We start from the raw sequence: 27,000 nt of genomic DNA on the forward strand, positions 1-27,000 counted from the left end.
TGGAAGCTGCGACATCCGGGCCGCCACTCGCGGCGGCCCGGAGTGAGCGGCCTCAGGCCGTGGCTTTGACCCGCGGGCCTTCCTGCAGCGCGCGCTTCACCATCGACACCACGAGGTCCAGCTCGTCTTCGCCCATCTCGAAGCGCGGAGTGAAGCGCAGCGAATTCTCGCCGCCATGGATCACCCCCAGACCGTTCTCGCGCAGCCACTCCTCGGTGGAGCCCGCACCGTAACCCTTGAAGCCCGACGCCAGCTCGCAGGAGAACAGCAGCCCCGTGCCCTGGACCTTGGTGATCAGCCCGCCCAGCTCCGCCTTCAGCGCCTCGAGCTTCTCCAGCGCCTGCGTGCCGCGCGTGCGGATGTTGGCGCGAACCTCCGGCGTCACCATGCCCAGCACCGCCACGCCGACATCGGCCGCGCGCGGATTGGCGGTCATCGTGTTGCCGTAGGTGCCGCGCTTGTAGATGCCCGCGGCGCGCGCGTTCACCGCAAGCACCGACAGCGGGAACTGGCCCGCGTTGAGCGCCTTGGAATAGGTCTCCATGTCCGGCGCCTCCTGGCCCTCGAAGCCGGGGTAGTCGACGATCGACAGCGCACCGGTGGCGCGCAGGCCGGCCTGGATGGAGTCGACCAGCAGCAGCGAACCGTGCGCCTTCGTGAGCTCGCGCGCGGCGGCGTAGTAATCGACCGGCACGCTGCGGCCCGGGTCGCCTTCGCCCATCACCGGCTCCAGGAACATCGCCTCGATGAACCAGCCCTTGGCGTCGGCGTCGGCGAAGGCCTGCTTCAGCGCGTCCATATCGTACGGAGCCACCACGATCACGCTGTCCTCGTTGCGGTAGCTGGCCAGCGCGCCCTGGTAGGCCTTGCGGGTGGAATCGGAGTACAGCGCCGGGGCCTCGGTGCGGCCGTGGAAGGCGCCCTTGACCACCAGGCGCTTGATCGCGCGGCCGGCGTGGCGGGCGCCGGCGTCGGTCATCGTCTTGGCGTTGGTGTCGGCGATGCGCGCCGCCAGCGACACCGACTCGGAGCCGGAATTGAGGCACATGATGGCGGCGTACGGGAACTCTCCGCGCGTCTGCCCGATCTCCTTGCGCAGCGCGCGATCCAGCCGCAGCTGCGACAGGTTGGGGGTCATGACGTTGGCCAGCGCCTGCGGCTTGGCCATGGCGTCGATCACCGGCTGCGGCGCGTGGCCGAAGCCGAGCATGCCGTAGCCGCCGGTGTCGTACAGCACCGCGCCCTTCAGGGTCACGATCCAGGGGCCGCGCGCGGTGAGCGCGACGTAGGGGTTCACGCCGTCCTGCGGATAGAAGTTGACGTAGCCGGCCTGCACGGCCTGGACCTGCGCGTCCTCGTCGAGGTCGAGGAGGTCGGCGGCTTCGGACTCGATGCGCGCGAATTCGGCCGCGGCGGCGTCGATCGCGGCGACCAGGTCCGGATGCCCGGCGGCGAAGCGCGCGACGGTGGCGTCGTCCAGGCCGGGGCTGCGGCGCTGGCCCTTGCGGGCGCGGAGCGGGGCGAGGGCTGCGGTCACGTGGTCGGTCATGGCGATATCTCCTGTGCGTCTGCCGGCCGGTTTGGCGGGCGATGCTTCTATTATCGACATGCGTTCGTCGCTTGGTAGGTACGATCTGCGCGCAAATGCTGCTGTTTTCGTCGAATCGACGATAGAATCCCGGCATGAAGCTCAGTCCCGCCGACGAAGCCCTGCTCTCGCTGCTGCGCGAGGATGCCCGCGCCCCGACCGCGGCCATCGCCCGCCGCCTGCAGCTGTCGCGGACCACGGTGCAAAGCCGGATCGAGCGCCTGGAGCGCATGGGCGTGATCGCCGGCTATACGGTGCGCATCAGCGACGACCACGAGCGCGAGCGCGTCCGCGCGGTGATCATGATCACCGTGTTCCCCAAGCAGGCACCCGGCGTGGTGGAGGCCCTGCGGCTGATGCCCGGGGTGCGCGCGTTGCATTCGGTCAACGGCGCCTGGGACCTGGTGGCGATGGCGGTGGTGCAGACCATCGGCGACATGGACGAGCTCACCGATGTCATCGGCGCGCTGGACGGCGTCGAGCGCACCACCTCGACCCTGCTGCTGTCGACCAAGTTCCAACGCTGAGGCCTCCGCGTGAAGAAGTCCGATTTCAACTTCGACCTGCCGCAATCCCTGATTGCGCAGGCGCCCCTGGCCGAGCGTTCCGCCAGCCGCATGCTGGTGGTGCCCCCCGGCGACGCCGGCCTGGACGATCGCCACGTGCATGAACTGCCCGGTTTCCTGCGCCCCGGCGACCTGCTGGTGTTCAACGACACCCGGGTGATTCCGGCGCGGCTGTTCGGCAACAAGCAGGGCAGCGGCGGGCGCGTGGAGATCCTGATCGAGCGCCTGCTGCCGGGCAACGAGGCCCGCGCCCAGGTGGGGGCGAGCAAGACGCCCAAGCCCGGCAACCTGATCGAACTCGACGGCGGCGGGGTGGCTGAGGTCGTGGCCCGCGACGGCGGCTTCCACCACCTGCGCTTCCACGTCGAGGGCGGGCTGGAGCCCTGGCTGGCCAGGGCGGGGCGGATGCCGCTGCCGCCCTATATCCAGCGCGAGCCGGGTGCCGACGACGCCGAGCGCTACCAGACCGTGTTCGCGCGCGCGTCGGGAGCGGTGGCGGCGCCGACCGCCGGCCTGCACTTCGACCAGGCGCTGCTTGATGCACTGCGCGCACGCGGAATCGACAGCGGCCACGTCACGCTGCACGTCGGCGCCGGCACCTTCCAGCCGATGCGCGTGGACGACGTGCGCGAGCACCGCATGCACAGCGAGTGGATCAACGTCGGCGCGGGCCTGGTGGAGCAGGTGCGGCGCACGCGCGCGGCCGGGGGCAGGGTGGTCGCGGTCGGCACCACGGTGGTGCGCGCGATGGAGTCGGCGACCGTCGAGGGCGAGATGCATCCCTTCGTGGGCGAGACCGCGATCTTCATCGTGCCGGGCTATCGCATCACGTCGGCCGACATCCTGCTCACCAATTTCCACCTGCCCGAATCGACCCTGCTGATGCTGGTGTCGGCGTTTGCCGGGCGCGAGCGCGTGCTGGCGGCCTATGCGCACGCGGTGCGCGAGCGCTACCGGTTCTTCTCCTACGGGGACGCAATGTTGCTGTTCCGAAACGGGTGAGAATTCGCCGTGTCGAGTATCATTCTCATTTGCGCCGGCTCGTCCGGCCCGATCCAATGACCAGGAGATGCCCGTGAATATCCGCTTCCGCGCGCCCCGCGCCGCCCTTGCCGTCGCCTGCACGGCGCTGCTGCTCACCGCCTGCGGTGCCGATCCGGCGCCTGCGACGACGGCTGGCGAACAGGCGGCGAGCGACACGCCCGCCACCGCCGCGCCCTCGGACGCCGGCGAGGTCAACCTCTACACCACCCGCGAGCCCGGCCTGATCCAGCCGCTGCTTGATGCCTTCACCGCCAGCTCCGGCATCAAGGTCAACACCGTGCTGCTCAAGGACGGCCTGTCCGAGCGCCTGGGCGCCGAAGGCGAGCGCTCCACCGCCGACGTGCTGATGGTGGTCGATACCGGCAACATGCTCGATCTGGTCGAAGCCGGCCACACCCAGCCGCTGCAGTCCGACGTGCTTGAAGCCGCGATCCCGGCCCATCTGCGCGGCGCCGACGACCAGTGGTTCGCGATGTCGCTGCGCGACCGCGTGCTGTACGCGCACAAGGACCTAGAGCTTGAATCGTTCCATTACGAGGACCTGTCCGATCCGCAGTGGAAGGGCAAGGTCTGCATCCGCTCCGGCCAGCACCCGTACAACACCAGCCTGTTCGCGGCGATGATCGCCCACCACGGCGCCGAGGCCACCGAAGCCTGGCTCGGTGGTGTCAAGGACAACCTTGCGCGCAAGGCCGCCGGCGGCGACCGCGACGTGGCCCGCGACATCCTCGCCGGCATCTGCGACATCGGCATCGCCAACGCCTATTACGTCGGCCGCATGAAGAACGCCGAGCCGGGCTCCGAGCAGCACCAGTGGGGCGAGGCGATCAAGGTCATCCGCCCGACCTTCAACGTCGACGGTGGCGGCACCCACGTCAACATCAGCGGCGCCGCGCTGGCGGCGCATTCGCCCAACCGCGACAACGCCGTGGCGCTGATGGAGTACCTGGTCTCCGACGAGGCGCAGAGCCTGTACGCCCGCGCCAACTACGAGTACCCGGTGAAGGCCGGGGTCGAACTCGACCCGGTGGTCGCAAGCTTCGGCGAGCTCACCGTCGACCCGCTGCCGCTGACCGAGGTGGTCGCAAACCGCCGCGAGGCGAGCGCGCTGGTCGACAAGGTCGGCTTCGACAACTGACGCGCTGACGCCAGGGCGGAGCGGAATGGCAGCGGCTGGAGCATCCGCGGATGCGCTGCATCCGCCGGCCCGCGGGCCGGCCGGTCGCGGCCTGCGCAGGCGGCTGCCCGAAGGGCCGTGGCAGTGGGCCGCGGTCGCGATCGCCGCGGTCGTGGTCGCGCCGCTGCTGGCCCTGGCCTGGACCGCGCTGCAGGGTGGACAGGACGGGCTCTGGAGCCACGTCGCCCGCTATGTGCTGCCGGTCGCCGCGCGCAATACCCTGGCGCTGCTGGCCGGCGTCGGCGCGCTGGTGGTGGCGATCGGCACCGGCGCCGCCTGGCTGGTCACGGCCTACGAGTTCCCGGGCCGGCGCACGCTGGCCTGGGCACTGCTGCTGCCGCTGGCGGTGCCGACCTATATCGTCGCCTTCGCCTACCTGGACCTGCTGCACCCGCTCGGTCCGGTGCAGGGCCTGGTGCGCGACATCCTCGGCTACGACAGCCCGCGCGATTTCCGCCTGCCCGACATCCGCGGCCTGGCTGGCTGCATCGTGCTGCTGGGCTTCGTGCTCTATCCCTACGTCTACCTGACCACGCGCGCGATGTTCATGACCCAGGCCGCGGGCCTGATGGACGCCGCGCGCGTGCTCGGCGCCACGCCCATGCAGGTGTTCCGGCGCGTGGCCCTGCCGCTGGCGCGGCCGGCGATCGCGATCGGCACCGCGCTTGCGCTGATGGAAGTCCTCAACGACATCGGTGCCTCCGAATTCCTCGGCGTGCAGACCATGACGGTGGCCGTCTACACCACCTGGGTCACGCGCAGCGACCTGCCGGGCGCGGCGCAGATCGCGCTGGCGATGCTGGCGATCGTGATCGCGCTGCTGGCGCTGGAGCGCCATGCGCGCCGCCGCCAGCGCTACGCGGTGGGCGACCGGCCGCGGCCGATGCGTCCGCAGCCACTGCGCGGCGGCGCTGCGGCGCTGGCGATCGCGCTCGGTGTGTTCCCGGTGCTGGTCGGCTTCGTGCTGCCGGCGGGCTACCTGGCCTGGGAGGCGGTCGAACGCATCGGCCAGCACGGGATTTCGCCGCAACTCATGGCGAGCGTCCGCAATACCGTGGGCGTGGCGCTGGCGGCGACCGTGGTCACCCTGGCCGCCGGCCTGGTGCTGGGCTGGTCGATGCGCCTGGCGCAGGGGCGGCGGCGTACCACCGGCGCGCTGCTGGCCCTGCGCAGCGGCAGCCTCGGCTATGCCGTGCCGGGGACCGTGCTGGCCATCGGCCTGCTGCTGCCGCTGGCCTGGTTCGACAACGGCGCCAACGTGCTGCTCGGCGCCTTCGGCATGGAGCCGCGCATGTTGCTGATGGGCTCCGCTGCAGCATTGGTGCTGGCCTACATGGCGCGCTTCCTGGCGATTTCCGCCGGTGGCGTGGAAGCGGGGCTGGCACGCATCCCGCCCAGCCTGGACCAGGCCGCGGCCAGCCTCGGCCACGCGCCGGGCGCGACGCTGCGCCGGATCCACCTGCCGCTGCTGCGCCCGGCGCTGGCCGCGGCCGCGCTGCTGGTGTTCGTGGACGCGATGAAGGAGCTGCCGGCGACGCTTTTGCTGCGCCCGCTGAATTTCGAGACCCTGGCGACCTGGCTGTATGCCGAGGCCTCGCGCGGGACCTATGAGGAAGGCGCGGTGGCGGCGCTGCTGATCGTCGCCGTCGGCCTGCTGCCGGTGGTGCTGCTGGCGCGCACCGGCGTGCGCTATGGACGGGAGAAGATGTCGTGAGCGATGCGCTGCTGCAGATCGCGGGCATCCGCGTCGGCTATCCGGTGGCGGGCGCCGCCGCGCGGGTGGTGGTCGACGAGCTGTCGATGTCGCTGGCTCCCGGCGACATCGGCTGCCTGCTGGGCGCGTCGGGCTGCGGCAAGACCACGGTGCTGCGCGCGATCGCCGGCTTCGAGCCGGTGCAGGGCGGCAGCATCGACGTGGACGGCGTGCGGGTCGCCTCGGCGGGCGTCTCGCTGCCGCCCGAGAAGCGCAGCGTGGGCATGATGTTCCAGGACTACGCGCTGTTTCCGCACCTGGACGTGGACGCCAACGTCGCCTTCGGCCTGCGCGGCCAGGCGCGCGAAGAGCGGCGCGCGCGGGTGGCGGAGATGCTGGCCCTGGTCGGCCTGTCGGACCGCGGCGGCGCCTATCCGCATGAACTCTCCGGTGGCCAGCAGCAGCGCGTCGCCCTGGCCCGCGCGCTGGCGCCCGGCCCTGCGCTGCTGCTGCTCGACGAGCCGTTCTCCAACCTCGACACCGACACCCGCCAGCAGCTCGCGATCGAGCTGCGCGAGCTGCTCAAGGCGTCGGGCGCCACGGTGCTGATGGTGACCCACGACCAGGCCGAGGCCTTCGCCATGGCCGACCACATCGGGGTCATGGACCGCGGCCGGATCATGCAGTGGGACAGCGCCGAGGCCCTGTACCGGCGGCCGCTGGACCGCTTCGTCGCCGGCTTCATCGGCCGCGGCGCGCTGGTGCCGGCGGCGGCGCTCGGCCTGGCGCGCGGCGGCGAGGTGCTGCTGCGGCCGCACGCGCTGCAGCCCGATCCCGAGGGCGCCGTGCGCGCGGAGCTTGTGGCGCTGGCCTTCCGCGGGCCGGGGCACGTGGCCAGCCTGCGCCTGTCGGGCGGCACGATGGTCGAGGTCGACCTGGACGATGTCTCCGGCGTGCTGGGCCTGGCCGCCGGCGACCCGGTGCGCCTGCGGCTTGCGGAGGACGGGATGGTCGCCTTCGACTGAGGAGAGCAGGAGCTTTTGCCACGGATTTACGCGGATTACGCCGCGGATTTACGCGGATAGAGCGAAAAGAGCGAAAAGAGCTGGAAAAGCATTCTTTAGCCACGGATTTGCGCGGATGAACGCGGATCAAGCCAAAGCAGGAATTTGAGGTGCTGAGGTATGCATGGCGAGCCCGGTCGACTGATTGCATCGCCCCTTCCACCGCTTCTGCTCTATCCGCGTTCATCCGCGCAAATCCGTGGCAAAAAGCTCTTCCTTCTTTTTCGGCACTTCCTGCTCTATCCGTGTAAATCCGGCCGTTTCCGCGTAAATCCGTGGCAAAGGCCTTTCCGGTCGCGGCTATAGCCGCCCCTACAAGTGGGGGCGGCGCCCCTACAAGTGGCGGGCCGGTCCTACAAGTGGCGGGCGGGTTCCGCGACAATGGGCGGCCCGATTGGAGCCTGGTATTCGATGTCCCGCATGAAGTTCGACCTGCTTGCCAGCGACGGCGCCGCGCGCCGCGGGCGACTGACGTTTCCCCGCGGCACCGTGGAGACGCCGGCCTTCATGCCGGTGGGCACCTACGGCACGGTCAAGGGCATGCTGCCGGGGCAGGTGCGCGACCTTGGCGCGGAGATCATCCTCGGCAACACCTTCCACCTGTTCCTGCGGCCCGGGCTGGAGGTGATCGAAGCGCATGGCGGCCTGCACGGTTTCGCGCGCTGGGACGGGCCGATCCTCACCGACTCCGGCGGCTTCCAGGTGTTCTCGCTGGCGCATCGCCGCAAGATCACCGAGCAGGGCGTGACCTTCTCGGCGCCGACCGACGGCTCGAAGGTGTTCCTCGGGCCCGAGGAGTCGATGCACATCCAGAAGGTGCTGGGCTCGGACATCGTGATGATCTTCGACGAGTGCCCGCCGGTGCAGATCGACGGCAAGCCGGTGGACCCGCGCGTGATCGAGCGCTCGATGGAGCTGTCGCTGCGCTGGGCCGAGCGCTCGAAGCGCGCGCACGAGGGCAACGATGCGGCGCTGTTCGGCATCGTCCAGGGCGGGGTGCACCAGGACCTGCGCACGCGCTCGGCGGCGGGGTTGAAGGACATCGGCTTCGACGGCTACGCCATCGGCGGCCTGGCCGTGGGCGAGACCGAGGCCGAACGCAACGCCATGCTCGAGCACACCTGCCCGCAGCTGCCCGATGACCGTCCGCGCTACCTCATGGGCGTGGGCCGGCCCGAGGACCTGGTCGACGGCGTCGCCCGCGGCGTGGACATGTTCGACTGCGTGATGCCAACGCGGAACGCGCGCAACGGGCACTACTTCACCTCCACCGGAACGGTGCGCATCCGCAATTCGCGATACGAACGCGATACCAGGCCGATCGAGGAGGGCTGCGGTTGCCCGGCCTGCAGCGGCGGCTACACCCGCGCCTACCTGCGCCACCTGGACCGATGCAACGAGATGCTGGGCCCGATCCTGGGCACCCTGCACAACCTCTGGTACTACCAGAAGCTGATGGCTGGCATGCGCGACGCAATCGCCTCGGGAACCTTCGATGCCTTCCGGCGGTCTTTCCTTGCAGCACGGACGCCCTGAGCCGCAGCCGGACCGCAACCCGAACCCCGATCCCCTCGAATCCCGTTATCCACCCGCAGGAGCAGCTATAGCTGCGACCACACTCCTGTCGCAGCTATAGCTGCTCCTGAAGGGTCGCGGGGACCGCCTCCCACGCTGCCGTGGCATACTTGCCAGCTGATTTCCGAACGGACCGCCCTGAATGAACCTGCTCGACTTCCTGATCGCCCCCGCCTATGCCCAGGCCGCAGCACCCGCCGCGCCCAACCCCTGGCAGTTCCCGATCATGATGGTCGTGCTGTTCGCGATCATGTACTTCCTGATGATCCGCCCGCAGATGAAGCGGCAGAAGGAGCACCGCGCCATGGTCGAGAAGCTGGCCGTGGGCGACGAAGTGCTGATCGGCGGCGGCATCGCCGGCGTGGTGCGCCGCGTGGGCGACAGCTTCGTCAACGTGGAGATCGCCGACAAGGTCGAAATCCGCGTGCAGAAGACCGCCATCGGCAACGTGCTGCCCAAGGGCTCGCTGAAGTCCATCTGACACCCGCCGGAAGCACCGCGGCCGGCGCCTGCGCCGTGCCGCGACCGGCGCCTGCAATCGAATCCGTCACTCCCGCCCGCGGGACGACCTCGCGCAAGAACCGACCATGCTCGAATTTCCCCGCTGGAAGTACATTGTCATCCTGTTGGTGGTGCTGCTGAGCGCGCTGTATGCGCTGCCCAACATCTACCCGCAGGACCCGTCCGTGCAGATCACGTCCAACCGCGGCGCCGCCGCCGGCGTCGAACTGGACGGAAAGATCGAGGCGGCGCTGGCTGGCGCCGGCGTCACCGTGAAGTCGATCGACACCCCGGAAGAGGGCGAGCGCCTGGTCCGGCTGCTCGATCTCGACGACCAGACGCGCGCCGCGGACGCGCTGCGCCCGGAACTGGGCGACGACTACGTGGTCGCGCTCAACCTTGCCGACACCGTGCCCGACTGGCTGTCGTGGTTCGGCGCAAAGCCGATGCTGCTCGGCCTCGACCTGCAGGGCGGCGTGCACTTCGTGCTCCAGGTAGACCAGAAGGCGGCGCTGGACAAGCGCCTTGACGCCTACGCCGACGAAGTCCGCGCGATCCTGCGCGACAACCGTATCCGCTACGACTCGGTGGAGCGCAACGCCACCGGCACGACCGTGGCCCAGCTTGCCGATGCGGCAGATGCCGACCGGGCGATGACGCTGCTTGCCACTGCCCAGCCGACCCTGCTGCGCCAGGCCGTGGGCAGCCGCATCACCATCCGCGTGCCGGAAACCGAACTCAACCAGATCTCGGCCGACGCCATCGACCAGAACATCACCACGCTGCGCAACCGCGTCGACGAAGTCGGCGTCGGCGAGCCGGTGATCACCCGCCAGGGCAACGACCGCGTGGTCGTGCAGCTGCCTGGCGTGCAGGACACGGCCGAGGCCAAGCGCATGATCGGCGCCACGGCCACGCTCGAGTACCGCGCGGTGATCGACGGTGACCCGTATGACGCAGTGGCCAGCGGCAACGTTCCGCCCGAAGCCCGCGTGTATTACCGCCGCGAGACCGGAATGGATGGAAAGCCGATGCCGGTGCTGCTGTCCAAGCGCGTCATCGCATCGGGCGAGCAGATGGTCATGGCCCAGTCCACGCTGGACGAGAACGGGATGCCGGCCGTGAGCGTGACGCTCAACAACCTCGGCGGCCAGCGCATGTTCGACTTCACCTCGGTCAGCGTGGGCAAGCCCATGGCCGTGGTCTACATCGAGCGCGTCCCGCAGGTCACCACCAACGCCGCCGGTGAAGAGGTGCGCAGCTTCCGCGTCAACGAGGAAGTGATCTCGGTCGCCAACATCAACGGTGTGTTTGGCAAGCAGTTCCAGACCACGGGCCTGGAGAAGGCCGAGGCCGACGGCCTGGCGCGCCTGCTGCGCTCCGGCTCGCTGGCGGCGCCCATGGACTTCATCGAGGAACGCATCGTCGGCCCGAGCCTGGGCAAGGAGAACGTCGAACGTGGCACCCAGGCAGTGCTGTACGCCTTCGTGTTCACGCTGCTGTTCTTCGGCGTCTACTACCGGATGTTCGGCCTGTTCACCTGCATCGCGCTGCTGCTCAACCTGCTGATGGTGGTCGCGGTGATGAGCGTCTTCGGCGCTACCATGTCGCTGCCCGGGTTCGCCGGCCTGGCGCTGTCGATCGGCATGTCGGTGGACGCCAACGTGCTGATCAACGAACGCATACGCGAGGAGCTGCGGGCGGGAATGCCTCCACGAGGGGCCATTGCCAACGGCTACGACAAGGCTTCCGGCACGATCTTCGACTCCAACATGACTGCGCTGCTCGCCGGCGTCGCGCTGTTCGCCTTCGGCACCGGCCCGCTCAAGGGCTTCGCGGTGACGATGGTGATTGGCATCATGACCTCGGTGTTCACCGCGGTGACCGTCTCGCGCGGCGTCGCCACCCTGGTCTATGGCGGCAAGCGCAAGCTCAAGTCCCTGGCCATCTGACGCGGGCATACCACACATGAACATTTTTCCCCTGCGCCTGATCCCGGCCACCCCCAATATCAACTTCATGCGCCTGCGCTGGGTGTCGGTGGCGGTGTTCGCGCTGCTCACCGTCGCCACGATCGCTGCGATCGCCGGCAAGGGCTTCAACTACGCGCTCGACTTCACCGGCGGCACGGTGGTCGAGCTGCGCTTCGAACAGCCGGCCGATGTCGACGGCGTGCGCGAGCGCCTGGCCGATGCCGGCTACGCCGGTGCCCAGGTGCAGACCTTCGGCAGCGGCAGCGACCTGCTGGTGCGGCTGCAGCCGCGGGATGGCGAGAACAGCGCAGACGGTACGGCGCGCACCGCGGATGAAGTGCTGGAAGCGGCGTCGGCCGGCGGCAATCCCGCAACCATCCAGAGCAGCGCCTTCGTCGGTCCGCAGGTGGGTCGCGACCTGGCCTGGAACGGCCTGTACGCGATCCTGTTCGTGGTTGTCGGCTTCCTGATCTACATCGGCTTCCGCTTCGAGTGGAAGTTCGCGGTCGCGGCCATCGTCACCACCCTCAACGACGTGCTGATCGTGGCAGGCTGGTTCGCGATCAGCGGCCAGGAATTCGACCTGACCGTGCTCGCCGGCCTGCTGTCGGTGATGGGCTTCTCGATCAACGACACCATCGTGGTCTTCGACCGCGTGCGCGAGAACTTCCGCAGCATGCGCGCGCCGCCGATGGAGGTGCTGAACGCGTCGATCAACCAGACGCTGTCGCGCACGATCATCACCTCGGTGGTGGCCTTCCTGACCGTGCTGGCGCTGTTCCTCTACGGCGGCGGTTCGCTGGAAGGCATGTCGCTGGCGATGATGTTCGGCATCGTGATCGGGACCCTGTCGTCGATCCTGGTCGCCTGTCCGCTGCTGAGCATGGGCTTCCTCAAGGTCACCAAGCAGGACCTGCTGCCCAAGGCGCGCGACGACGCGGAGCTCGCGCGCCGGCCCTGATGCCGGCGTGCCGCGCCCGCTCAGCAACAACCAGACACCTGTAGGAGCAGCTATAGCTGCTCCTGCAGGGTGAGGCGAGGCGGGTCGCAGCTGTAGCTGCTGCTCAGGGCAAAGTCGGGGCCGCTGGCGCGGCGATCAGAACGCCGCGGCGTAGCCCGAGGCGACGACGGTTTTTTGCAGGGCTTCGGCCACGCGGATGTTGCCGGCCACTACCTGGCGGCTGTTCATCGCGATGTGCAACGGCCCCATCGCGGCACCCTTGTAGTCGGTGACCTTGCCGCCGGCCTCGCGCACCAGCAGGACGCCCGCGGCGATGTCCCAGGCCTGCACGCCGGCTTCGAAATAGCCGTCAGTGCGACCTGCGGCCACGTAGGCCAGGTCGAGCGCGGCCGAACCCGTGCGGCGCACGTCTTCCGCCACCGACAGCACCTGGCGCATGCAGTCGAACTGCGCCGCCGTGCGCGAACGCTCGCGCGGATGGAAACCGGTGGTGATGAGGCTGCCGGGGAGGTCCTTGCGGTCGGCCACCCGGATGCGCTTTTCATTGAGCTGCGCACCGCCGCCGCGGCTGGCGGTGAAGAGTTCGTTGCGCAGCGGATCGAAGATCACCCCATGCAGCGGCTCGGGGCCTTCGCACAGCGCGATCGAGACGCACCAGTGCGGGAAGCCGCGCAGGTAGTTGCTGGTTCCATCCAGCGGATCGATCACCCAGGTGTAGCGGCTGGCGCCCTGGCTGCCCTTCTGCTCGCCGCCTTCCTCGCCAAGCACGGCGTATTCGGGATAGGCGCGGCGCAGCTCCTTGACCACGGCGACCTCGGCCAGGCGGTCGACCTCGCTGGCGTAATCCATGCGGTCCTTCTCGACGACGTTGATCGCATCGAGCTTGTGCATGTGCCGCAGGAGGATGTTGCCACCGGCGCGGGCCGCCTTGACCATGATGTTGACGGCAGGTTGTAGCATCGCAGGCGGACTCCGGCGTTGGTGTGGGCGGCAGGGGGAAAGAACAGTCGGCTCGAGGCCGTCGCACAGTTTACCATTTGCGCCCATGAACACCGCGCACATCGCGAACACCACGCAGCCGACCGGCGGGATCCGCATCGTCCTGGTCGGCACCCAGCATCCGGGCAACATCGGTTCGGCTGCCCGCGCCATCAAGACCATGGGGCTGCAGCGGCTTGTCCTGGTTGCGCCGGAGCGCTATCCGCATGCCGACGCGGTGGCCATGGCCGCCGGTGCCGACGATGTGCTTGACGCTGCGCCCATCGTCGGCAGTCTGGCCGAGGCCGTGGCCGACTGCAGCCTGGTGCTGGGGTGTACCGCGCGCAGTCGCCGCATCCAGCTTGAAGAGCTCGCGCCGCGTGCCGGGGCCGCGCGCCTGCTCGAGGCCACGGATCGTGGGGCGAACGTGGCGCTGGTGTTCGGCCGCGAGCGCACCGGCCTGGACAACGACGAGCTGCAGCTGTGCCACGCCGCGGTGCATATCCCCGCCAACCCGGACTACAGCTCGCTGAACCTGGCCGCGGCCGTGCAAGTCCTGGCCTACGAACTGCGGGTGGCAGCCCTGGAGCGCGGTTCGCCGTCCGGCGGGGACGGCGAGGGCGACGGTGCCAGGCGCGATCCCCCGGCCAGCCATGCCCAGCTCGAAGGCTTCTTCGGCCAGCTTGGCGATACGCTTGATGCGATCGACTTCCACAAGGGCCGCGCGCCGCACTCGGCGCTGCGCAAGCTGCGGCGGATCTTCCTGCGCTGCGACATGGACGAACGCGAGCTGCGTCTGCTGCGTGGAGTACTTGCCGATGCCCAGCGCATGGCGCGGCTGGCGGGCGGAGCAGGCGGCGGGGACGCGTGAAAGTGTGCCGGCGATCATGTTTTCCGCTACGCTGCGGCATCTTCTGCAAGCGGGGTCCTACCCGAATCGCGATGTCCCGCCGCCTTCGCCAGCTGTTGGCCGCGCTGGCCGCATCGCTCGCGCTGTGTGCTCCCGTTGCCGCCACCGAACCCGGTGTGCTCGTGCTTGGGCGCATCAGCGACGACCCGGCCGCGCACTATGACCAGCTCAAGCCGATGCTCGACTACGTCGTGGAGAGGATGGGCGATGTCGGTATCCGCGAGGGTCGGATACTCATGGCGCGCGATGCCAGGCAGATGGAAAGCTACCTGCGCCGGGGCCGCGTCGACTGGGTCACCGAGACCTCGGCCGGGGCGATGGCGCTCGAAGCGCGCGCCGGCGCGAAGGCGATCCTGTTGACCGAGCGCGGCGGTATCGGCGCCTACCACACGGTCTTCTTCGCCCGCCGCGACAGCGGGATCGAAAGCCTCGGCGACCTGCACGGGCGCAGCCTCGCATTCCAGAACCCGAGCTCCACCAGTGCCTACTACGTGCCGGCGATGGAGGTGATCGCGCTCGGCATGCCGATGGAGATCCTGCTGTCGCCGTTCGACCGTGCGGCAGAGGGTTCCGTGGGCTACCTGTTCGCGCGCTCCGAGTTCAACATCTCGAGCTGGGTGCACAAGGGCCTGGTGGATGCGGGCGCCTTCAGCAACGTCGATTTCCAGAACATGCCCGAAAGCTACCGCCGCGACCTGGTGGGCTTCCACGCCAGCAAGGACTACCCGCGGGCGCTGGAGGTGGTGCGCGGAGACCTCGATCCGGCGGTCGCCGGACGCCTGCGCGAAGTGCTGGCCGGCGCCGCCAACGACCCCGCCGCAAGCGAAGCCCTGCAACGCTTCTTCGGCACCACGCGCTTCATGCCGGTCGACGGACAGACGCGCCGGTCGCTGGACGCGCTCCGGGCTGGCGTCGCCCGCGTCGCCGAGGTGCTTGAATGAAGCCCGCAAGCGGGCTGTACGCACGCTTCCTGGCCGCCCTGGTGATGGCGCTGCTGGTTGTGCTTGCCGTGGTCGCGATGCTGCTGCACCGCCAGGACGTGATGCGCAACGAAGTGCTGCAGCTGGGCAAGGAGTCCATGCATGCGCTGGCCTTCGACCGCCTGGCGGAGCGCTCCGAGGCGGTCGGGGTCGAGCTCGCCACCGGGCTGGTCAACCCGCTTTACTACTTCGACCTGGACGAGATCGGAGTGCTGCTGCGGGCCGTGCTCAAGCAGCCCGATGTCGCCTATGCCGTGGTCTACGACAACGACGGTACGGTCGTCCACGATGGCTCGCGCGACATCCGCAGCTACGGGCAGGTGATGGATGACGCCATGGCGTTCGAGGCGGTGACCGCGCGCGCACCGCATATCCAGGCCAGCGACACGGTGCTCGATGTCGCGGTCCCGCTGTATATCGGCGATGTCCGCCTGGGCGGCCTGCGGGTGGGCTACTCGCTGGCGTCGGTGAAGGCCGACGAGCAGCGCGCCGTCACCGGCATGGCCGAGCGACTGGCCGTCATCGGCCAGCGCCATGCCGGCTGGATCGCGGCCCTCATGGCCGGGCTGGTACTGCTGGCCGTGGGCCTGGGTGCCCTGGTCCAACGCACGCTGGTCCGCCCGGTGCGGCAGCTGGCGGACGCCGCGCGTGAGATCGAAGGCGGGAATTTCGTCGCCGAGCTGCCCGACAGCAAGCGTGCGGACGAGGTCGGTGACCTGGTTCGGGCCTTCGGCCACATGCGCGAAAGCATCGCCCGCCACGACCGCGACATGCGGCGCATGGCGTACACCGATGCGCTCACCGGCCTCGCCAACCGGCTTGCCTTCCGCGAGTCGCTGGACCGCCGGTTGATGGAACTGCACGGAGCCGGCCACCAGCTGGCGCTGCTGTTCGCCGACATCGACGACTTCAAGCGCATCAACGACACCCTTGGCCACGACGCCGGCGATGAAGTGCTGGTGCAGTTCGCCAACCGCATCCGCGAGACGGTCGACCGCCTGGGCGGCGACGGCGCGGTGCTGGCGCGCTTTGGCGGCGACGAGTTCGTGATCCTGGTCGAGTCCGCGGGCAGCGATGCCGCGGGCATGCGCGAAAAAGCGAGTCGCCTGGCCGATACCCTGGTGGCGGAGCTCAGCCGGCCTATCGTGGTCGGCGGGCGCCAGGTGTTCCTCGGCACCTCGATCGGGATCACCCTGTTCCCGGACGATGCCGCCGGCGCGACCATGCTGATGAAGAATGGCGACATCGCCATGTACCAGGCCAAGGTCGCGGGCAAGAACTGCCACCGCTTCTACAGCCGTGCCATGGACCAGGCCGTGGAGCGCCGGGTGAGCATGGAGCAGGACCTGCGCGGGGCCTGGGAGCGCGGCGAACTCAGCCTGGCGTACCAGCCGGTCTACCGGCTGGAGGACCGGCGCCTGGTCGGCGCCGAGGCGCTGCTGCGCTGGCACCATCCCGAGAGCGGCACGATCGCGCCTTCGGTGTTCATAGACGTTGCCGAACAGAGCGGCCTGATCGAAACCATCGGCCCGCAGGTGCTGCGCATGGCCTGCAGGGACGCGATGCAATGGCGCCGCGACTTCCCGGACTCGGGCCTGTTCGTCTCGGTGAACGTTTCGCCGCGACAGCTGCGCAACGGCGACCTCGCGGCCCAGGTGGAGCAGACGCTGGCCGAGACCGGGCTGCCGGCCGACGGCCTGCACGTGGAGCTGACCGAGACCGCGGTGATCGGCGACGAACTGCGCGTCAGCAGCCTGCTTGCGCGCCTGCGCGATGCGGGGGTCAAGGTCTGGCTGGACGACTTCGGCACCGGCTTCTCGGGGCTGAGCCACCTGCGCCGGGTGCCGGTGGACGGCGTCAAGATCGACCGCAGCTTCATCGCCGACGTGCTCCGCGATCCGGACGACCTGGCGCTGACCACGGCGATCATCGCCATGGCGCATTCGCTCGGCATTACCGTGGTCGCCGAGGGCGTGGAGAAGGAAGGCCAGTACGAAGTGCTTCGCGAACGCGGCTGCGACCTTGCGCAGGGCTATTGGCTTGGCTATCCGATGAACGTGCACGACTTCCGCGGCCTGTTGTCCTGAGCCCGGCGGAGCGCGTGCCCGCAGGTCGCGCTACAGCAGGCGATCGACCCATTCGGTGGCCAGTGCCGCAAGCGTGCCGCCGGTGATCCCGAAGAACGTGACCGCGGCAAGGCCCGCGCCCCAGGCGACCAGCATCAGTGCGCCGTCGCGTTCGAGCAGGGCCAGCGCATAGGCCAAGAGAAGTACGCCGAACACATAGTTGGTGAACGGGATCGGCAGCGCCAGCAGCACTCCGAGCAGGAGCAGCAGCAGGCCGGTGACCATGTTCGCCGCGGGATGGTCGATCATCCCGGGCAGGCGCGGGCGGATGACGCGCTCCAGCCGCCTCAGCCACGGCGAGACGCGATGCTCGAAGCGCGCCAGCGTGCCGCGCTTCGGGCCGCGCTCGGCGATCATGCGCGGCAGCCAGGGACGGCGCATGCACACCAGAAGCTGCAGCCCGATCACGCTCACCAGCGGGCCGCTGAGCGCACCGGCGACGCCGGGGATCGGCAGGAAGGCGGGCAGGGTGGCGATGAACAGCAGCATGCCGAACAGGCTGCCGCCCAGGCCTTCGGTCACCGAGCGCAGGGTGACCACGTCGTCGGCGGGGCCGGCGGCCAGGGCCGCCAGCACCGCGCGCGCGGTGGCACGCGGCGGATCCGGCTCAGCCATCGCCCGGCGGGTTGCCCGCGACCCGCTGGAGCAGCAGCTTGTCGATGCGCGGGCCGTCCAGGTCGACCACCTCGATGCGCCAGCCGGCCCATTCGAAGTGCTCGCCTGCGCTGGGAATGCGTCCGAAATGGGCGATGGTCATGCCGGCGGCGGTGTTGTAGTCGTGCTCGTCGGCGTGGGGCAGGGGCTTGCCATCGAACAGTTCGCGCAGCGAATCGGCGCCCAGCGCGCCGTCGACCAGCAGCGAGCCGTCCTCGCGCGCCACCACCAGTGGATGCGAATCCGCGCCTTCGCCGCTGGAGGTGCGGCCGATGACCGCCTCGAGCACGTCGTTGACGCTGATGATGCCGGTGACGTCGCCGTATTCGTCGACCACCAGGGCCAGCGATTGCTGCTCTTCGCGCAGGATCTCGATCAGCTTCATCGCCGGCGTCGATTCCGACACGAACAGCGGCTCGCGCAGCTGCTCGAACAGGTCGAACTCGCCCTCCTGGAAGCGGTCGATCAGCGATTTGACTTCGAGGATCCCGGCCACTTGGTCGTCGCTGCCCAGGTACACGGGATAGCGCGAGAACGGCGTTTCGCGCATGGTCGCGAGGTTGTCCTCGAAGCTCTCCGAGACGTCGAGCCAGGCGATGCGCGTGCGTGGCGTCATCAGGCTGTGCGCGTCGCGGTCGCCCAGGTGCAGTACCCGGTTCATCATGTTGCGCTCGTCGGCATCGATCACGCCCTGGGCGTGGCCTTCGCTGACCAGCATCCGGATTTCCTCTTCGGAGATCGCGTTGCGCTCGTCGTCCTTGATGCCGAGCAGGCGCAGCACGGCGCGGTTGATCGAACCCAGGGCGAACACCACGGGCTTGGCGACGGTGGCCAGCGCTTCCAGCGGCAGCGCCACCGCGCTGGCGATGGTCTCGGCATTGGTCAGGGCCAGGCGCTTGGGGATCAGCTCGCCGAAGATCACGGTACCGGCGGTGATCATGCCGACCGCGGTGCTGATGCCGATCGGGCGCGCGTACTCGGCTGCCGAAGGCACCAGGCCGCGGACCCAGTCGGCGACCTGCAGGCCGATGGCCTCGCCGCCGAAGAGACCGGTGAGCACGCCGATCAGGGTGATGCCGATCTGCACGGTGGAGAGCAGGTTGTCCGGGTGCTCGGCCAGTTTCAGGGCGGCGCGCGCACCGCGGCTGGTCTCGGCCAGCTGGCGCAGGCGGGACGTCCGCGCGGTCACCAGCGCCATCTCCGACATCGCGAAGAAGCCGTTGAGCACGATCAGCGCGGCGACGATGAGCAGCTCGATCATTGCGCCACCCCCGCGGTTCCGGGGCGGTGGCGATCGGCGGTGCGGGGGCTTGGCAGCGCGGCGGGGCAGGGGCGCGGGCAGCGCTGCGGTGATCTAGGGTCGTCGTCCATGGTGGTCCGTGAAACAGGGTGCGCCGGGCGGCGCGGGGCGATCATAGCAGGCAGCCCACGGGCGACTGGAGCATCCGGGGTGGGCGGATTGTCACGATGCGGTCATAATTCCGCGTCCGCCGGCCACGCGCGGACCCCGCATTCCCGACGAGGCGACGCGCCCATGTTTTCCCTGCAGACCATGTTCGGCCAAGGCAAGCAGTTCTACACGCTGCTCGAGGAGGCCGCCCAGGCCGCACAGGACGCCGCCGTGGCGCTCCACCAGATGCTGCGCGAGGCCGACCGCCAACCGGCGCTGGACGCCTTCAAGCTGGCCCGCCTGCGCGAGCGCGAGGCATCCAACAAGATCAGCCAGGCGCTGGTGGACAGCTTCATCACCCCGATCGAGCGCGAGGACATCGAGGCCCTGGGCTCGGCGCTTTACAAGATCCCCAAGCAGATCGAGAAGTTCGCCGACCGCTACGCGCTGGCCACGCAACACCTGGAGCACATCGATTTCGCGCCGCGCGCGGCGATGCTGGAGCAGGCCGCCGGCGTGGTGCTGAAGATGGTGAAGCAGCTGCGCCAGCTGAAGCTCGAGCCGATGAAGGCGCTCAACGACGAACTGCGCGCGCTCGAGAACGAGGCCGACCGGCTGATGCTCGAGCTTTACCGCGACCTCTATTCCGGCCGGCTCGACGCCCAGCAGATGTTCCTGCTCAAGGAGTTCTTCGAGATCCTCGAGAAGGCCATCGACCGCTGCCGCGAGGCGGGCGTGGTGGCCTACGAAATCGTGCTCAAGAACAGCTGAGGCCAGCCCATGCTCACCCTGGTGCTGATCGTCATCCTGGTCGCGCTCGCGTTCGAATACATCAACGGGTTCCACGACACGGCGAACTCCATCGCCACCGTGGTCGCGACCAAGGTCCTGACGCCGATGCAGGCGGTGGGCCTGGCGGCAAGCATGAACCTGATCGGTGCGCTGGCCGGCACCGCGGTGGCGAAGACGATCGCCTCGGGGCTGATCGACGCCGGCGTGGTCGAGGTGGGCTCGCAGCTGATCCTGTGCGCGCTGCTGGGCGGCATCACCTGGAACCTGATCACCTGGTGGTTCGGGTTGCCGTCATCGTCCTCGCACGCCCTGATCGGTGGCCTGATCGGCGCGGCGCTCGCGGCCACGTCCAACAACTGGGACGCGATCATCTGGTCGCAGCCCGCGGAGCCCGCCTGGCAGAGCGCCGGCGTGCTGTGGAAGGTGGTCGTGCCGATGGTCAGTTCGCCGGTGCTGGGCTTCGCCGCCGGCTTCCTGATGATGGGCGTCCTGTTTTTCGTGATCTCGATGATGGCGCGCAGCGGCGGCTGGCTGGCGCGCATCGCGCGGCCGCGCTGGGTGAACGGTTTCTTCGGCAAGGCGCAGATCGTCAGCGCCGCCGGCATGGGCTTCGCCCACGGCATGAACGATGCGCAGAAGACCATGGGCATCATTGCCCTGGCGCTGGTGAGCGCGCAGTCGGCGGGCACGCTCGACGCGCTTCCGAGCTGGCTGGCCTTCCTGCATCCGTCCGAAGGCGCGCTGGCCGAGGGCGACATCGACCTCTGGATCAAGTTCACCTGCGCGCTGGTGATGGCCGCGGGCACCGCCGCCGGCGGCTGGCGGATCATCAAGACCCTGGGCCACAAGCTGGTCAAGCTGCATCCGATCCACGGCTTCGCGGCGGAAACCAGCGCGGCGTCGGTAATCCTGGCGGCCTCGTCGCTGGGCATCCCGGTGTCCACGACGCACAACATCTCGACCGCGATCATGGGCGTGGGCACGGCCAAGCGGCTCAATGCCATCAAGTGGACCGTGGTCGAGAAGATGATCGGCGCCTGGATCCTGACGATCCCGATGTCGGGCGGCATCGCCTACGGGCTCTATCGGCTGCTCGGTTGGCTGGGCTGGCTGTGAGCCGGGCTCAGAGCAGGTCGCCGTCGGCGCTGAGCAGGCGTTCCAGGCGGTCGCCCATGCCGCCGATCTCCAGCACCAGCCGGCCGAGTTCGGCCGCGTCCAGGCCCTCGTAGGGGCGGTTCTCGCACAGCTGAAGGTAGGGCACGTCGTCGAGCTTGCCGATGGCGAGGTAGCCCACGCGGCTGTCCCAGTTGAACGCGAGCGCGCGCCGCGCGTCGACGCCGGTGATCGGCGCCACCGCCGTGCTCACGCGCAGGTAGCAGCGCCGGTCGTCGTCGTGGAGTTCGGAAAGGAAGATCGCCTGGTGGCGGCGGCCATCGTCGAGGCTGAGTTCGACGCCGATCACGAAGGCTTCGTCGACGGTGGTCCGGAAGCCGTCCACTGCCAGCTGGCGGCGGACCTGATCGAAGTTCTGCATGCGGGCTCCCGCGGGGGCGGACGGGATGGCTATCCTAGCGCAATGGCGCTTCCGGACCCCGCCCAACGCATCCTCGCCGCCGTCCGCGCGATCCCGCGCGGCGAGGTCGCCGGCTACGGCGAGGTCGCGCGCCGCGCAGGGCTTCCCGGGCGTGCGCGCTGGGTGGCGAAGCTCCTTGCCGGCAGCGACGATCCCGCGCTGCCGTGGCACAGGGTGCTGCGCAGCGACGGGCGGATCGCGTTCCCGCAGGGCTCGGCGGCGTGGGACGAGCAGGTGCGGCGCCTGCGGGCCGAAGGCGTGGCGGTCACCGCCGGGCGCGCCTGCGCGTCCGCGCGCAGGGCGACTTCGCTGGACGCGCAGGTCTGGGGGCCGGGCTAGCGGCTTCCGGCGGCCGGGCCGCGCGATGTAAACGCTATCATTGCCGGTGCACGCGCAAGGACCCCGAATGCTCACCAACCTGCCGCCCGTCACCAAGGGCCTGCTGATCGCCAACGCCGGCGTCTTCCTGCTCCAGAGCCTGCTCGGAAGTGCGGCCTTCGCGTCGCTGATGCTGTGGCCGCCCGGGGTGGACGCGTTCATGAGGATGGCCGGCGTGCCGGGCTTCTGGCCGTGGCAGCTGGTCACTTACGGTTTCCTGCACGGCGACCTGGCGCACCTGCTGTTCAACATGCTGGCGCTGGTGATGTTCGGGGCGCAGCTTGAATACACTTGGGGCCCCAGGCGCTTCCTCACCTATTTCCTGGTCTGCGTGGTCGGCGCGGGGCTGTGCCAGCTCGGCATCGTGAGCTGGACGCTGGCCCAGGGCGGCCAGCCCTACCCGACGCTGGGTGCCTCGGGCGGCGTGTTCGGCCTGCTCCTGGCCTACGGCATGCTGTTCCCGCACCAGCGGGTGATGCTGCTGATCCCGCCGATCCCGATGAAGGCGCGCACGCTCGCCATCGTCTTCGGCGTGATCACGCTGGTGATGGGCATCACCGGCCGGCAGCCGAACGTGGCCCACTTCGCACACCTGGGCGGCATGCTGTTCGGCTGGCTGCTGATCCGCTACTGGCGCGGCCAGCCGCCCTTCGGCCGCGGCTCGCGCCGCAGGCCCCCGGCGCGGCGTTTCTGAGCCACCTCCGCGCCGCGCCCATGGGCCGCGGCGCGCCGTGAGGCAGGCCGGCGTCAGCGCCAGACGCCGACGCGGTCTTCCTCTTTGCGGACCATGGCGTTGCCTGCCTTGCAGCCCCAGGTCGTGGCGAACGCGGGCAGATTGGACAGGGGGCCGTTGATGCGCCACTTGCCGGGCGCCTGCACGGCGGTGCCGGCGCGCTGCTCGGCGACCGCGGGTGACACCTGCTCGCTCCACACACCGGCCCATGCGTTGGAGAAGGCCTTCTTCCCGTCCTCGCCGGCCTCGGGCATGGCGTGGCTGAAGGCGTCCCAGGCGATCTCGACCGCGGCGACGTCGGCGGCGTTCTCGTCGGCGGTCCTGGTGCCGTCGAGCTTGCGCCCGGACAGCCCCGGATAGTCGTAGTTCCCGTACTGCGCCGCGAGCGCGTTGAGGCGGTCGGTCCAGGCCGTCGCCGTTCCCGGCGTCCACCAGTCGCGGATCTCGCCGCGGGAATCGACGTGCCGGCCCTTGCCGTCCACGGCGTGGCCGAGTTCGTGCGCGACCAGGGCCCCGAACGCGCCGTAATGCGCGGCGCCGTCCAGCGACATGTCCAGCACCGGGGGCTGCAGCATCGCGGCCGACACCAGCAGGCGGTTGTGGGCGGCGTCGTAGGCCAGCGCCGGCTCCTGCGGCAGCACCGGCCAACGGCGCTGGGCATTGCCGCGGCCGATGCGCCGCATCTCCTCGCGGTGGTGCCAGGTGGAGGCGATCAGCATGTTGCCGCCGAAGCTGCCGCGGCCCATGGGCTGCACGGTGTAGTCGATGTTGCGCACCGGCGCGCCGATCTCGATGCCCAGGCCCTTGACCTTGGCGACCGCCTCGGCGCGGGTGGCATCGTCCATCCACGGCGCGCGTTCTACCGCGCGCATGAGGGCGTCGCGGACGTCCCCGGCCACCGCTTCGGCGCGGCTGCGGCTGGCCGGCGGCAGGTAGCGGGCGACGTACTCGCGCGCGAGCATCTGCCCGGCGGCGTGGTTGATCGCCTGCAGGACCAGCTGTTCGCGCGACGGCTGCGCGGCCTCGCCGCGCAGCACGCGGCCGCGGAAGTCGAAGGAGGCGTCGCGGAAGCCCTTGGACAGGTAGGGCGCCATCGCGTCGCCCACGTGGAAGCGCAGGTAGGTCTTCCACTGCGCCGGCTTGAGGCTGCCGACGATGCCGTCGAGGGCGGTGAACAGTTCGGGGTTGGCGATCGAGACGCTGTCGTCGGCGACGCCCTGGGCGGCCAGGAACTCGGACAGCTGCAGGCGCTTGTACGCCTTGTCCAGGCCTTCGGTGGGCACCAGCGCGTAGTTCCTGCGCGGGTCGCGCAGCGAGGCCACCGGCAGCGATGCGCGCGCGATGCGCGTCTCGATGTCGATGACCGCCTGCGCCTCGGCCGCGAGGTCGGCCTCGGCGGTGCCGGTCAGCGCCAGGATCTTCTGCACGTAGCTGTTGTACAGGCCCAGCACGGCGCGGGAATCCGCGTCCTCGCGGGTGTAGTACGCGGGGTCGGGCAGGCCCGTTCCGCCCTGGGCGAAGTAGCCGATGTGGCGGTCGAGGTCGGCCAGGTCGAGGTCGGCGCTGAAGTTGAACACCACCGGGATCCCGACCTGGTGCAGTGCGGCGATCGCCGGCGGGATGTCCTTCGCGCGCTTGATTCCGTTGATGCGGTCGAGCAGGGGCGCGATGGGCCGGGCGCCGTCGGCCTCGACCGCGGCCTGGTCAAGGCCGCTGGCCCAGAAGTCGCCGAGCAGCGTCTGCACGGGGCCCTGCGGGGCGTTCATCGCCGTGGACAGCAGTTCGCGTTGCTGCTCGAGCACGCGCGCCTGCAGTTGGCCCAGCGCGGATACCGCGCCGGCGTCCTGGACCGGGTTGGCGGCCAGCCAGGCCTGGTTGGCGAAGGCGTCGAAGTCGCCGCAGGCGGTGGGGCCTGCGGGTGCGCGCGAGGCGCGGCGCTGTGCTTCGGCATCCGGGGACACCAGGCCGATGACGAGGCTGGCGGTGAGCGCGAAGGCGAGCGGGGCGTACTTGGGCATCGTTGGATCCGGCGAAAGGGCGGAGGCAGTCTAGCAAGTGGGCGGGCGCGTAAAGACAACCACCCCGGCCGCGAACAGGAATCGGGGCGGCGAACCGCGACGGGGGTCCGCGCTGCCCGTCCCGCACACAGGGGGTGTGCTCCCCCGGCCTGTCCGAAATCAACCGCAAGCCCCACGCAATCGGGATTAGCGCCACAAAAAAAGGCCCGGCATGGGCCGGGCCTTTTTCGCAGTGCGTGTGCTGCGTTACCAGATCACGACCTGGGACTCGCCTTCGCGGACCATGGCGCTGCCGGGGGTGCACTGGAACGCAGCGGCGAAGGCCGGCAGGTTCGAGGGCGCGCCGATCGCGCGGAAGTTCGCCGGGGCGTGCGGGTCGGTGGCGATGCGCACCTTCAACTCCTCGTCGGTGAAATTGCGGCGCCACACCGTGGCCCAGTTGGCGAAGAAGCGCTGGTCGCGGGACAGGCCCTCGATCATCGGGTCCTCGCTGCCGGCGGTGGCCTTCTTCATCGCGTCGTAGGCCGTGGCCAGGCCGCCGAGGTCGGCGATGTTCTCGCCGAGCGTCAGCTTGCCGTTGACGTGCAGGCCGGGCGCGGCCTCGTAGTCGTTGAACTGGGCGATCAGCTTGTCGGTGCGTCCCAGGAAGCCCTTGGCATCGGCCTCGGTCCACCAGTTCTGGAACTTGCCGCTGGCATCGAAGCGGCTGCCCTGGTCGTCGTAGCCGTGGGTCATTTCATGCCCGATCACCGCGCCGATGCCGCCGTAGTTGAGCGGATCGTCGGCCTCGGCGTCGAAGAACGGCGGCTGCAGGATCGCGGCCGGGAACACGATCTCGTTGGCCAGCGGGTTGTAGTAGGCGTTGACCATCTGCGGCGGCATCGCCCATTCGGTCTTGTCGACCGGCTTGCCGATCTTGCCCAGCATCCACTTGTAGTTGAACTCGTTGGCGGCCAGCACGTTGCCGATGTAGCTGTCGCGCGAGGTCTCCAGGCCCGACCAGTCGCGCCACTTGTCCGGGTAGCCGATCTTGGGCGTGAAGCTGGCCCACTTCTCCATGGCCTTGGCCTTGGTCTCGTCGGACATCCAGTCGAGGTTCTCGATGCGCAGCTTCAGCGCCTCGCTCAGGTTGGTGACCAGGGATTCCATCCGCTCCTTGGCTTCAGGCGAGAACGCGACGTCGACGTACATCTGGCCCAGGGCCTCGCCTGTCTGCTGGCCGATGGTGTCGAGCACGCGCTTGCCGCGCTCCTTCATTTCCTTCTGCCCGCGCATGGTGGCGGAGTAGAAATTGAAGTTCTCTTCGGCGAAAGCGTCGGCGAGGTAGGGCGAGGCGCCGTCGACGGTATGGAAGCGCAGGTAGGACTGCCAGGTCGCGGGGTCGACGTCGGCGATCATGCTGCTGACCTCGGAGTGGAACTCAGGGATCGCGAGCGAGAACTTCTCCGGGATCTCCAGGCCCTGGGATTCGAAGAACGTGGTCCAGGCGAAGTCCGGTGCGAGCGCGTCGGCGTCGGCCGGACTGACCGGGTTGTAGAACAGGCCGACATCGCGCGACATCTCTTCGCTCGACTTCGACACCTTGGCCAGGCGGGTTTCGAACGCGACCACGTCCGCGGCCTGGCTCGTGGCCTCGGCGGCGGGCACGCCGGAGAGCTCCAGGACCTTGGCGACGTGCGCCTGGTAGGCCTCGAGCTTGTCCTTCTTGTCAGCGTCGAAGTAGTAGGTCTTGTCGGGCAGGCCGAGGCCGCCCGGGAAGGCGTAGGCGATGTTCATGGACGAATCCATGAAGTCGGCCTCGGGGCCGAAACCGAAGATGGTGAACTGGCCCTTGGCCGCGCTGCTGCGCAGGTAGTCGGCGATCGCCGCCGGGGCGTCGAGCGCGGCGATGGCGGCAAGCTCGGATTCCAGCGGCGCGATGCCCTGGGCGTTGATTGCCTCCGCGTCGAGGCCGGTCGACCAGATGTCGCCGACGATCTTGTTGACGCCGGTCGCGCCTTCAACCGCCGCGGCCTGGTCGGCCAGCTGGCGCTGGATCGCCTGCGAGCGCTCGTCGAGCATCTCGAAGGCACCCCATGAAGTGCGGTCGCCGGGGACCGGGTTGGCCGCGAGCCACGTACCGTTCACGTACGCGCCGAAATCGGTGCAGGCGTTGCCATTGGGGTCGAAGTCGCTGGCCATGAAGCTGTTGACGCCGGGAAGCGTGGATTCGTCGAGGGTGAACGCGGCGGTGGCGGCGGGCGGGGCGTCGACGGCCGCGGTTTCGGTCGCGGCGTCGCGCTGGCAACCGGCCACCGCAGTGGCAACGGCCAGCGACAACAGCAGG

The 27,000-nt window shown here is 69.4% G+C and carries 22 protein-coding genes and 2 pseudogenes; 17 read left to right on the forward strand and 7 right to left on the reverse strand.

Features of this window, described 5'->3' with window-relative positions; all coding sequences use genetic code 11:
• Positions 1–52 precede the first annotated feature (52 nt).
• Positions 53–1,549: an aminotransferase class III-fold pyridoxal phosphate-dependent enzyme gene (locus ACW7G5_RS05050; RefSeq protein WP_457002345.1), complete on the reverse strand. Its 1,497-nt coding sequence runs from the start codon at positions 1,547–1,549 to the stop codon at positions 53–55.
• Between the two features lie 134 nt (positions 1,550–1,683).
• Between ACW7G5_RS05050 and ACW7G5_RS05055 the strand changes: the two genes are divergently transcribed.
• The 9 genes from ACW7G5_RS05055 (at position 1,684) to secF (ending at position 12,142) form a co-directional block, all read left to right on the forward strand.
• Positions 1,684–2,115 (forward strand): Lrp/AsnC family transcriptional regulator, encoded by a 432-nt coding sequence (locus ACW7G5_RS05055; protein WP_457002347.1) that lies wholly within the window; start codon positions 1,684–1,686, stop codon positions 2,113–2,115.
• Between the two features lie 9 nt (positions 2,116–2,124).
• On the forward strand, positions 2,125–3,156 hold the full coding sequence (queA, locus tag ACW7G5_RS05060; RefSeq protein WP_457002349.1) for a tRNA preQ1(34) S-adenosylmethionine ribosyltransferase-isomerase QueA: 1,032 nt from the start codon (positions 2,125–2,127) through the stop codon (positions 3,154–3,156).
• Between the two features lie 73 nt (positions 3,157–3,229).
• Positions 3,230–4,336, forward strand: coding sequence for a Fe(3+) ABC transporter substrate-binding protein (locus tag ACW7G5_RS05065; protein WP_457002351.1), 1,107 nt, complete (start codon positions 3,230–3,232; stop codon positions 4,334–4,336).
• Positions 4,337–4,361: 25 nt separating this feature from the next.
• Complete coding sequence (locus ACW7G5_RS05070; protein WP_457002353.1) at positions 4,362–6,089, forward strand: ABC transporter permease; 1,728 nt, start codon at positions 4,362–4,364, stop codon at positions 6,087–6,089.
• Positions 6,086–7,093, forward strand: coding sequence for an ABC transporter ATP-binding protein (locus ACW7G5_RS05075; RefSeq protein WP_457002355.1), 1,008 nt, complete (start codon positions 6,086–6,088; stop codon positions 7,091–7,093). The genes ACW7G5_RS05070 and ACW7G5_RS05075 overlap by 4 nt, the downstream gene beginning before the upstream one ends.
• Before the next feature lie 450 nt (positions 7,094–7,543).
• Entirely contained in the window at positions 7,544–8,668 is a 1,125-nt protein-coding gene (gene tgt / locus ACW7G5_RS05080; protein ID WP_457002356.1) for a tRNA guanosine(34) transglycosylase Tgt, read from the forward strand.
• Positions 8,669–8,849: 181 nt separating this feature from the next.
• A complete protein-coding gene (gene yajC, locus ACW7G5_RS05085) occupies positions 8,850–9,188 on the forward strand; it encodes a preprotein translocase subunit YajC (protein ID WP_343255374.1) in 339 nt (112 codons plus the stop codon).
• Positions 9,189–9,294: 106 nt separating this feature from the next.
• On the forward strand, positions 9,295–11,160 hold the full coding sequence (secD, locus tag ACW7G5_RS05090) for a protein translocase subunit SecD (RefSeq protein WP_457002358.1): 1,866 nt from the start codon (positions 9,295–9,297) through the stop codon (positions 11,158–11,160).
• A 16-nt stretch (positions 11,161–11,176) separates the two neighbouring features.
• Positions 11,177–12,142 carry a protein translocase subunit SecF gene (secF, locus tag ACW7G5_RS05095; protein ID WP_457002360.1) on the forward strand — a complete coding sequence of 322 codons (966 nt, stop codon included), beginning with the start codon at positions 11,177–11,179 and terminating at the stop codon, positions 12,140–12,142.
• 135 nt (positions 12,143–12,277) lie between these two features.
• Here secF and ACW7G5_RS05100 read toward each other — a convergent pair whose 3' ends face one another.
• Positions 12,278–13,102, reverse strand: coding sequence for an inositol monophosphatase family protein (locus ACW7G5_RS05100; protein ID WP_457002362.1), 825 nt, complete (start codon positions 13,100–13,102; stop codon positions 12,278–12,280).
• Between the two features lie 85 nt (positions 13,103–13,187).
• On the opposite strand from ACW7G5_RS05100, the gene ACW7G5_RS05105 reads away from it, so the two are divergent.
• The 4 genes and pseudogenes from ACW7G5_RS05105 to ACW7G5_RS05120 form a co-directional block, all read left to right on the forward strand.
• Positions 13,188–13,991 carry an RNA methyltransferase gene (locus ACW7G5_RS05105; protein WP_457002364.1) on the forward strand — a complete coding sequence of 268 codons (804 nt, stop codon included), beginning with the start codon at positions 13,188–13,190 and terminating at the stop codon, positions 13,989–13,991.
• A gap of 71 nt (positions 13,992–14,062) precedes the next feature.
• Positions 14,063–14,971 (forward strand): phosphate/phosphite/phosphonate ABC transporter substrate-binding protein, encoded by a 909-nt coding sequence (locus ACW7G5_RS05110; RefSeq protein WP_457002366.1) that lies wholly within the window; start codon positions 14,063–14,065, stop codon positions 14,969–14,971.
• A gap of 596 nt (positions 14,972–15,567) precedes the next feature.
• Positions 15,568–16,281, forward strand: a pseudogene (locus ACW7G5_RS05115) (diguanylate cyclase domain-containing protein); the annotation flags it as partial.
• A gap of 75 nt (positions 16,282–16,356) precedes the next feature.
• Positions 16,357–17,097, forward strand: a pseudogene (locus ACW7G5_RS05120) (putative bifunctional diguanylate cyclase/phosphodiesterase); the annotation flags it as partial.
• 30 nt (positions 17,098–17,127) lie between these two features.
• Here the strand turns inward: ACW7G5_RS05120 and ACW7G5_RS05125 are convergent.
• Both ACW7G5_RS05125 and ACW7G5_RS05130 read right to left on the reverse strand, forming a co-directional pair.
• Positions 17,128–17,751 (reverse strand): exopolysaccharide biosynthesis protein, encoded by a 624-nt coding sequence (locus ACW7G5_RS05125; protein WP_457002368.1) that lies wholly within the window; start codon positions 17,749–17,751, stop codon positions 17,128–17,130.
• Positions 17,744–19,051: a hemolysin family protein gene (locus ACW7G5_RS05130; RefSeq protein ID WP_457002370.1), complete on the reverse strand. Its 1,308-nt coding sequence runs from the start codon at positions 19,049–19,051 to the stop codon at positions 17,744–17,746. The genes ACW7G5_RS05125 and ACW7G5_RS05130 overlap by 8 nt, the downstream gene beginning before the upstream one ends.
• Positions 19,052–19,324: 273 nt before the next feature.
• Here ACW7G5_RS05130 and ACW7G5_RS05135 point away from each other — a divergent pair, with 273 nt between their 5' ends.
• Both ACW7G5_RS05135 and ACW7G5_RS05140 read left to right on the forward strand, forming a co-directional pair.
• Positions 19,325–19,951 carry a DUF47 domain-containing protein gene (locus tag ACW7G5_RS05135; protein WP_457002372.1) on the forward strand — a complete coding sequence of 209 codons (627 nt, stop codon included), beginning with the start codon at positions 19,325–19,327 and terminating at the stop codon, positions 19,949–19,951.
• A gap of 9 nt (positions 19,952–19,960) precedes the next feature.
• A complete protein-coding gene (locus ACW7G5_RS05140; RefSeq protein ID WP_457002373.1) occupies positions 19,961–21,088 on the forward strand; it encodes an anion permease in 1,128 nt (375 codons plus the stop codon).
• 7 nt (positions 21,089–21,095) lie between these two features.
• Here the strand turns inward: ACW7G5_RS05140 and ACW7G5_RS05145 are convergent, their stop codons facing one another.
• The gene (locus ACW7G5_RS05145) at positions 21,096–21,506 is read right to left on the reverse strand and encodes a hypothetical protein (RefSeq protein ID WP_457002375.1); all 411 of its coding nucleotides are present in this window, start codon (positions 21,504–21,506) and stop codon (positions 21,096–21,098) included.
• 42 nt (positions 21,507–21,548) lie between these two features.
• Here ACW7G5_RS05145 and ACW7G5_RS05150 point away from each other — a divergent pair, with 42 nt between their 5' ends.
• Both ACW7G5_RS05150 and ACW7G5_RS05155 read left to right on the forward strand, forming a co-directional pair.
• On the forward strand, positions 21,549–21,884 hold the full coding sequence (locus ACW7G5_RS05150) for an MGMT family protein (RefSeq protein ID WP_457002377.1): 336 nt from the start codon (positions 21,549–21,551) through the stop codon (positions 21,882–21,884).
• A gap of 67 nt (positions 21,885–21,951) precedes the next feature.
• Positions 21,952–22,617, forward strand: coding sequence for a rhomboid family intramembrane serine protease (locus tag ACW7G5_RS05155; protein ID WP_457002379.1), 666 nt, complete (start codon positions 21,952–21,954; stop codon positions 22,615–22,617).
• A 53-nt stretch (positions 22,618–22,670) separates the two neighbouring features.
• On the opposite strand, the gene ACW7G5_RS05160 is transcribed toward ACW7G5_RS05155, so the two are convergent.
• Together ACW7G5_RS05160 and ACW7G5_RS05165 are read right to left on the reverse strand one after the other, a co-directional pair.
• Positions 22,671–24,674 carry a M13 family metallopeptidase gene (locus ACW7G5_RS05160; protein WP_457002381.1) on the reverse strand — a complete coding sequence of 668 codons (2,004 nt, stop codon included), beginning with the start codon at positions 24,672–24,674 and terminating at the stop codon, positions 22,671–22,673.
• A gap of 246 nt (positions 24,675–24,920) precedes the next feature.
• The gene (locus tag ACW7G5_RS05165) at positions 24,921–26,999 is read right to left on the reverse strand and encodes a M13 family metallopeptidase (RefSeq protein ID WP_457002883.1); all 2,079 of its coding nucleotides are present in this window, start codon (positions 26,997–26,999) and stop codon (positions 24,921–24,923) included.
• Between the last annotated feature and the right edge of the window lies 1 nt (position 27,000).

This window comes from Luteimonas sp. A501 (assembly GCF_054052085.1).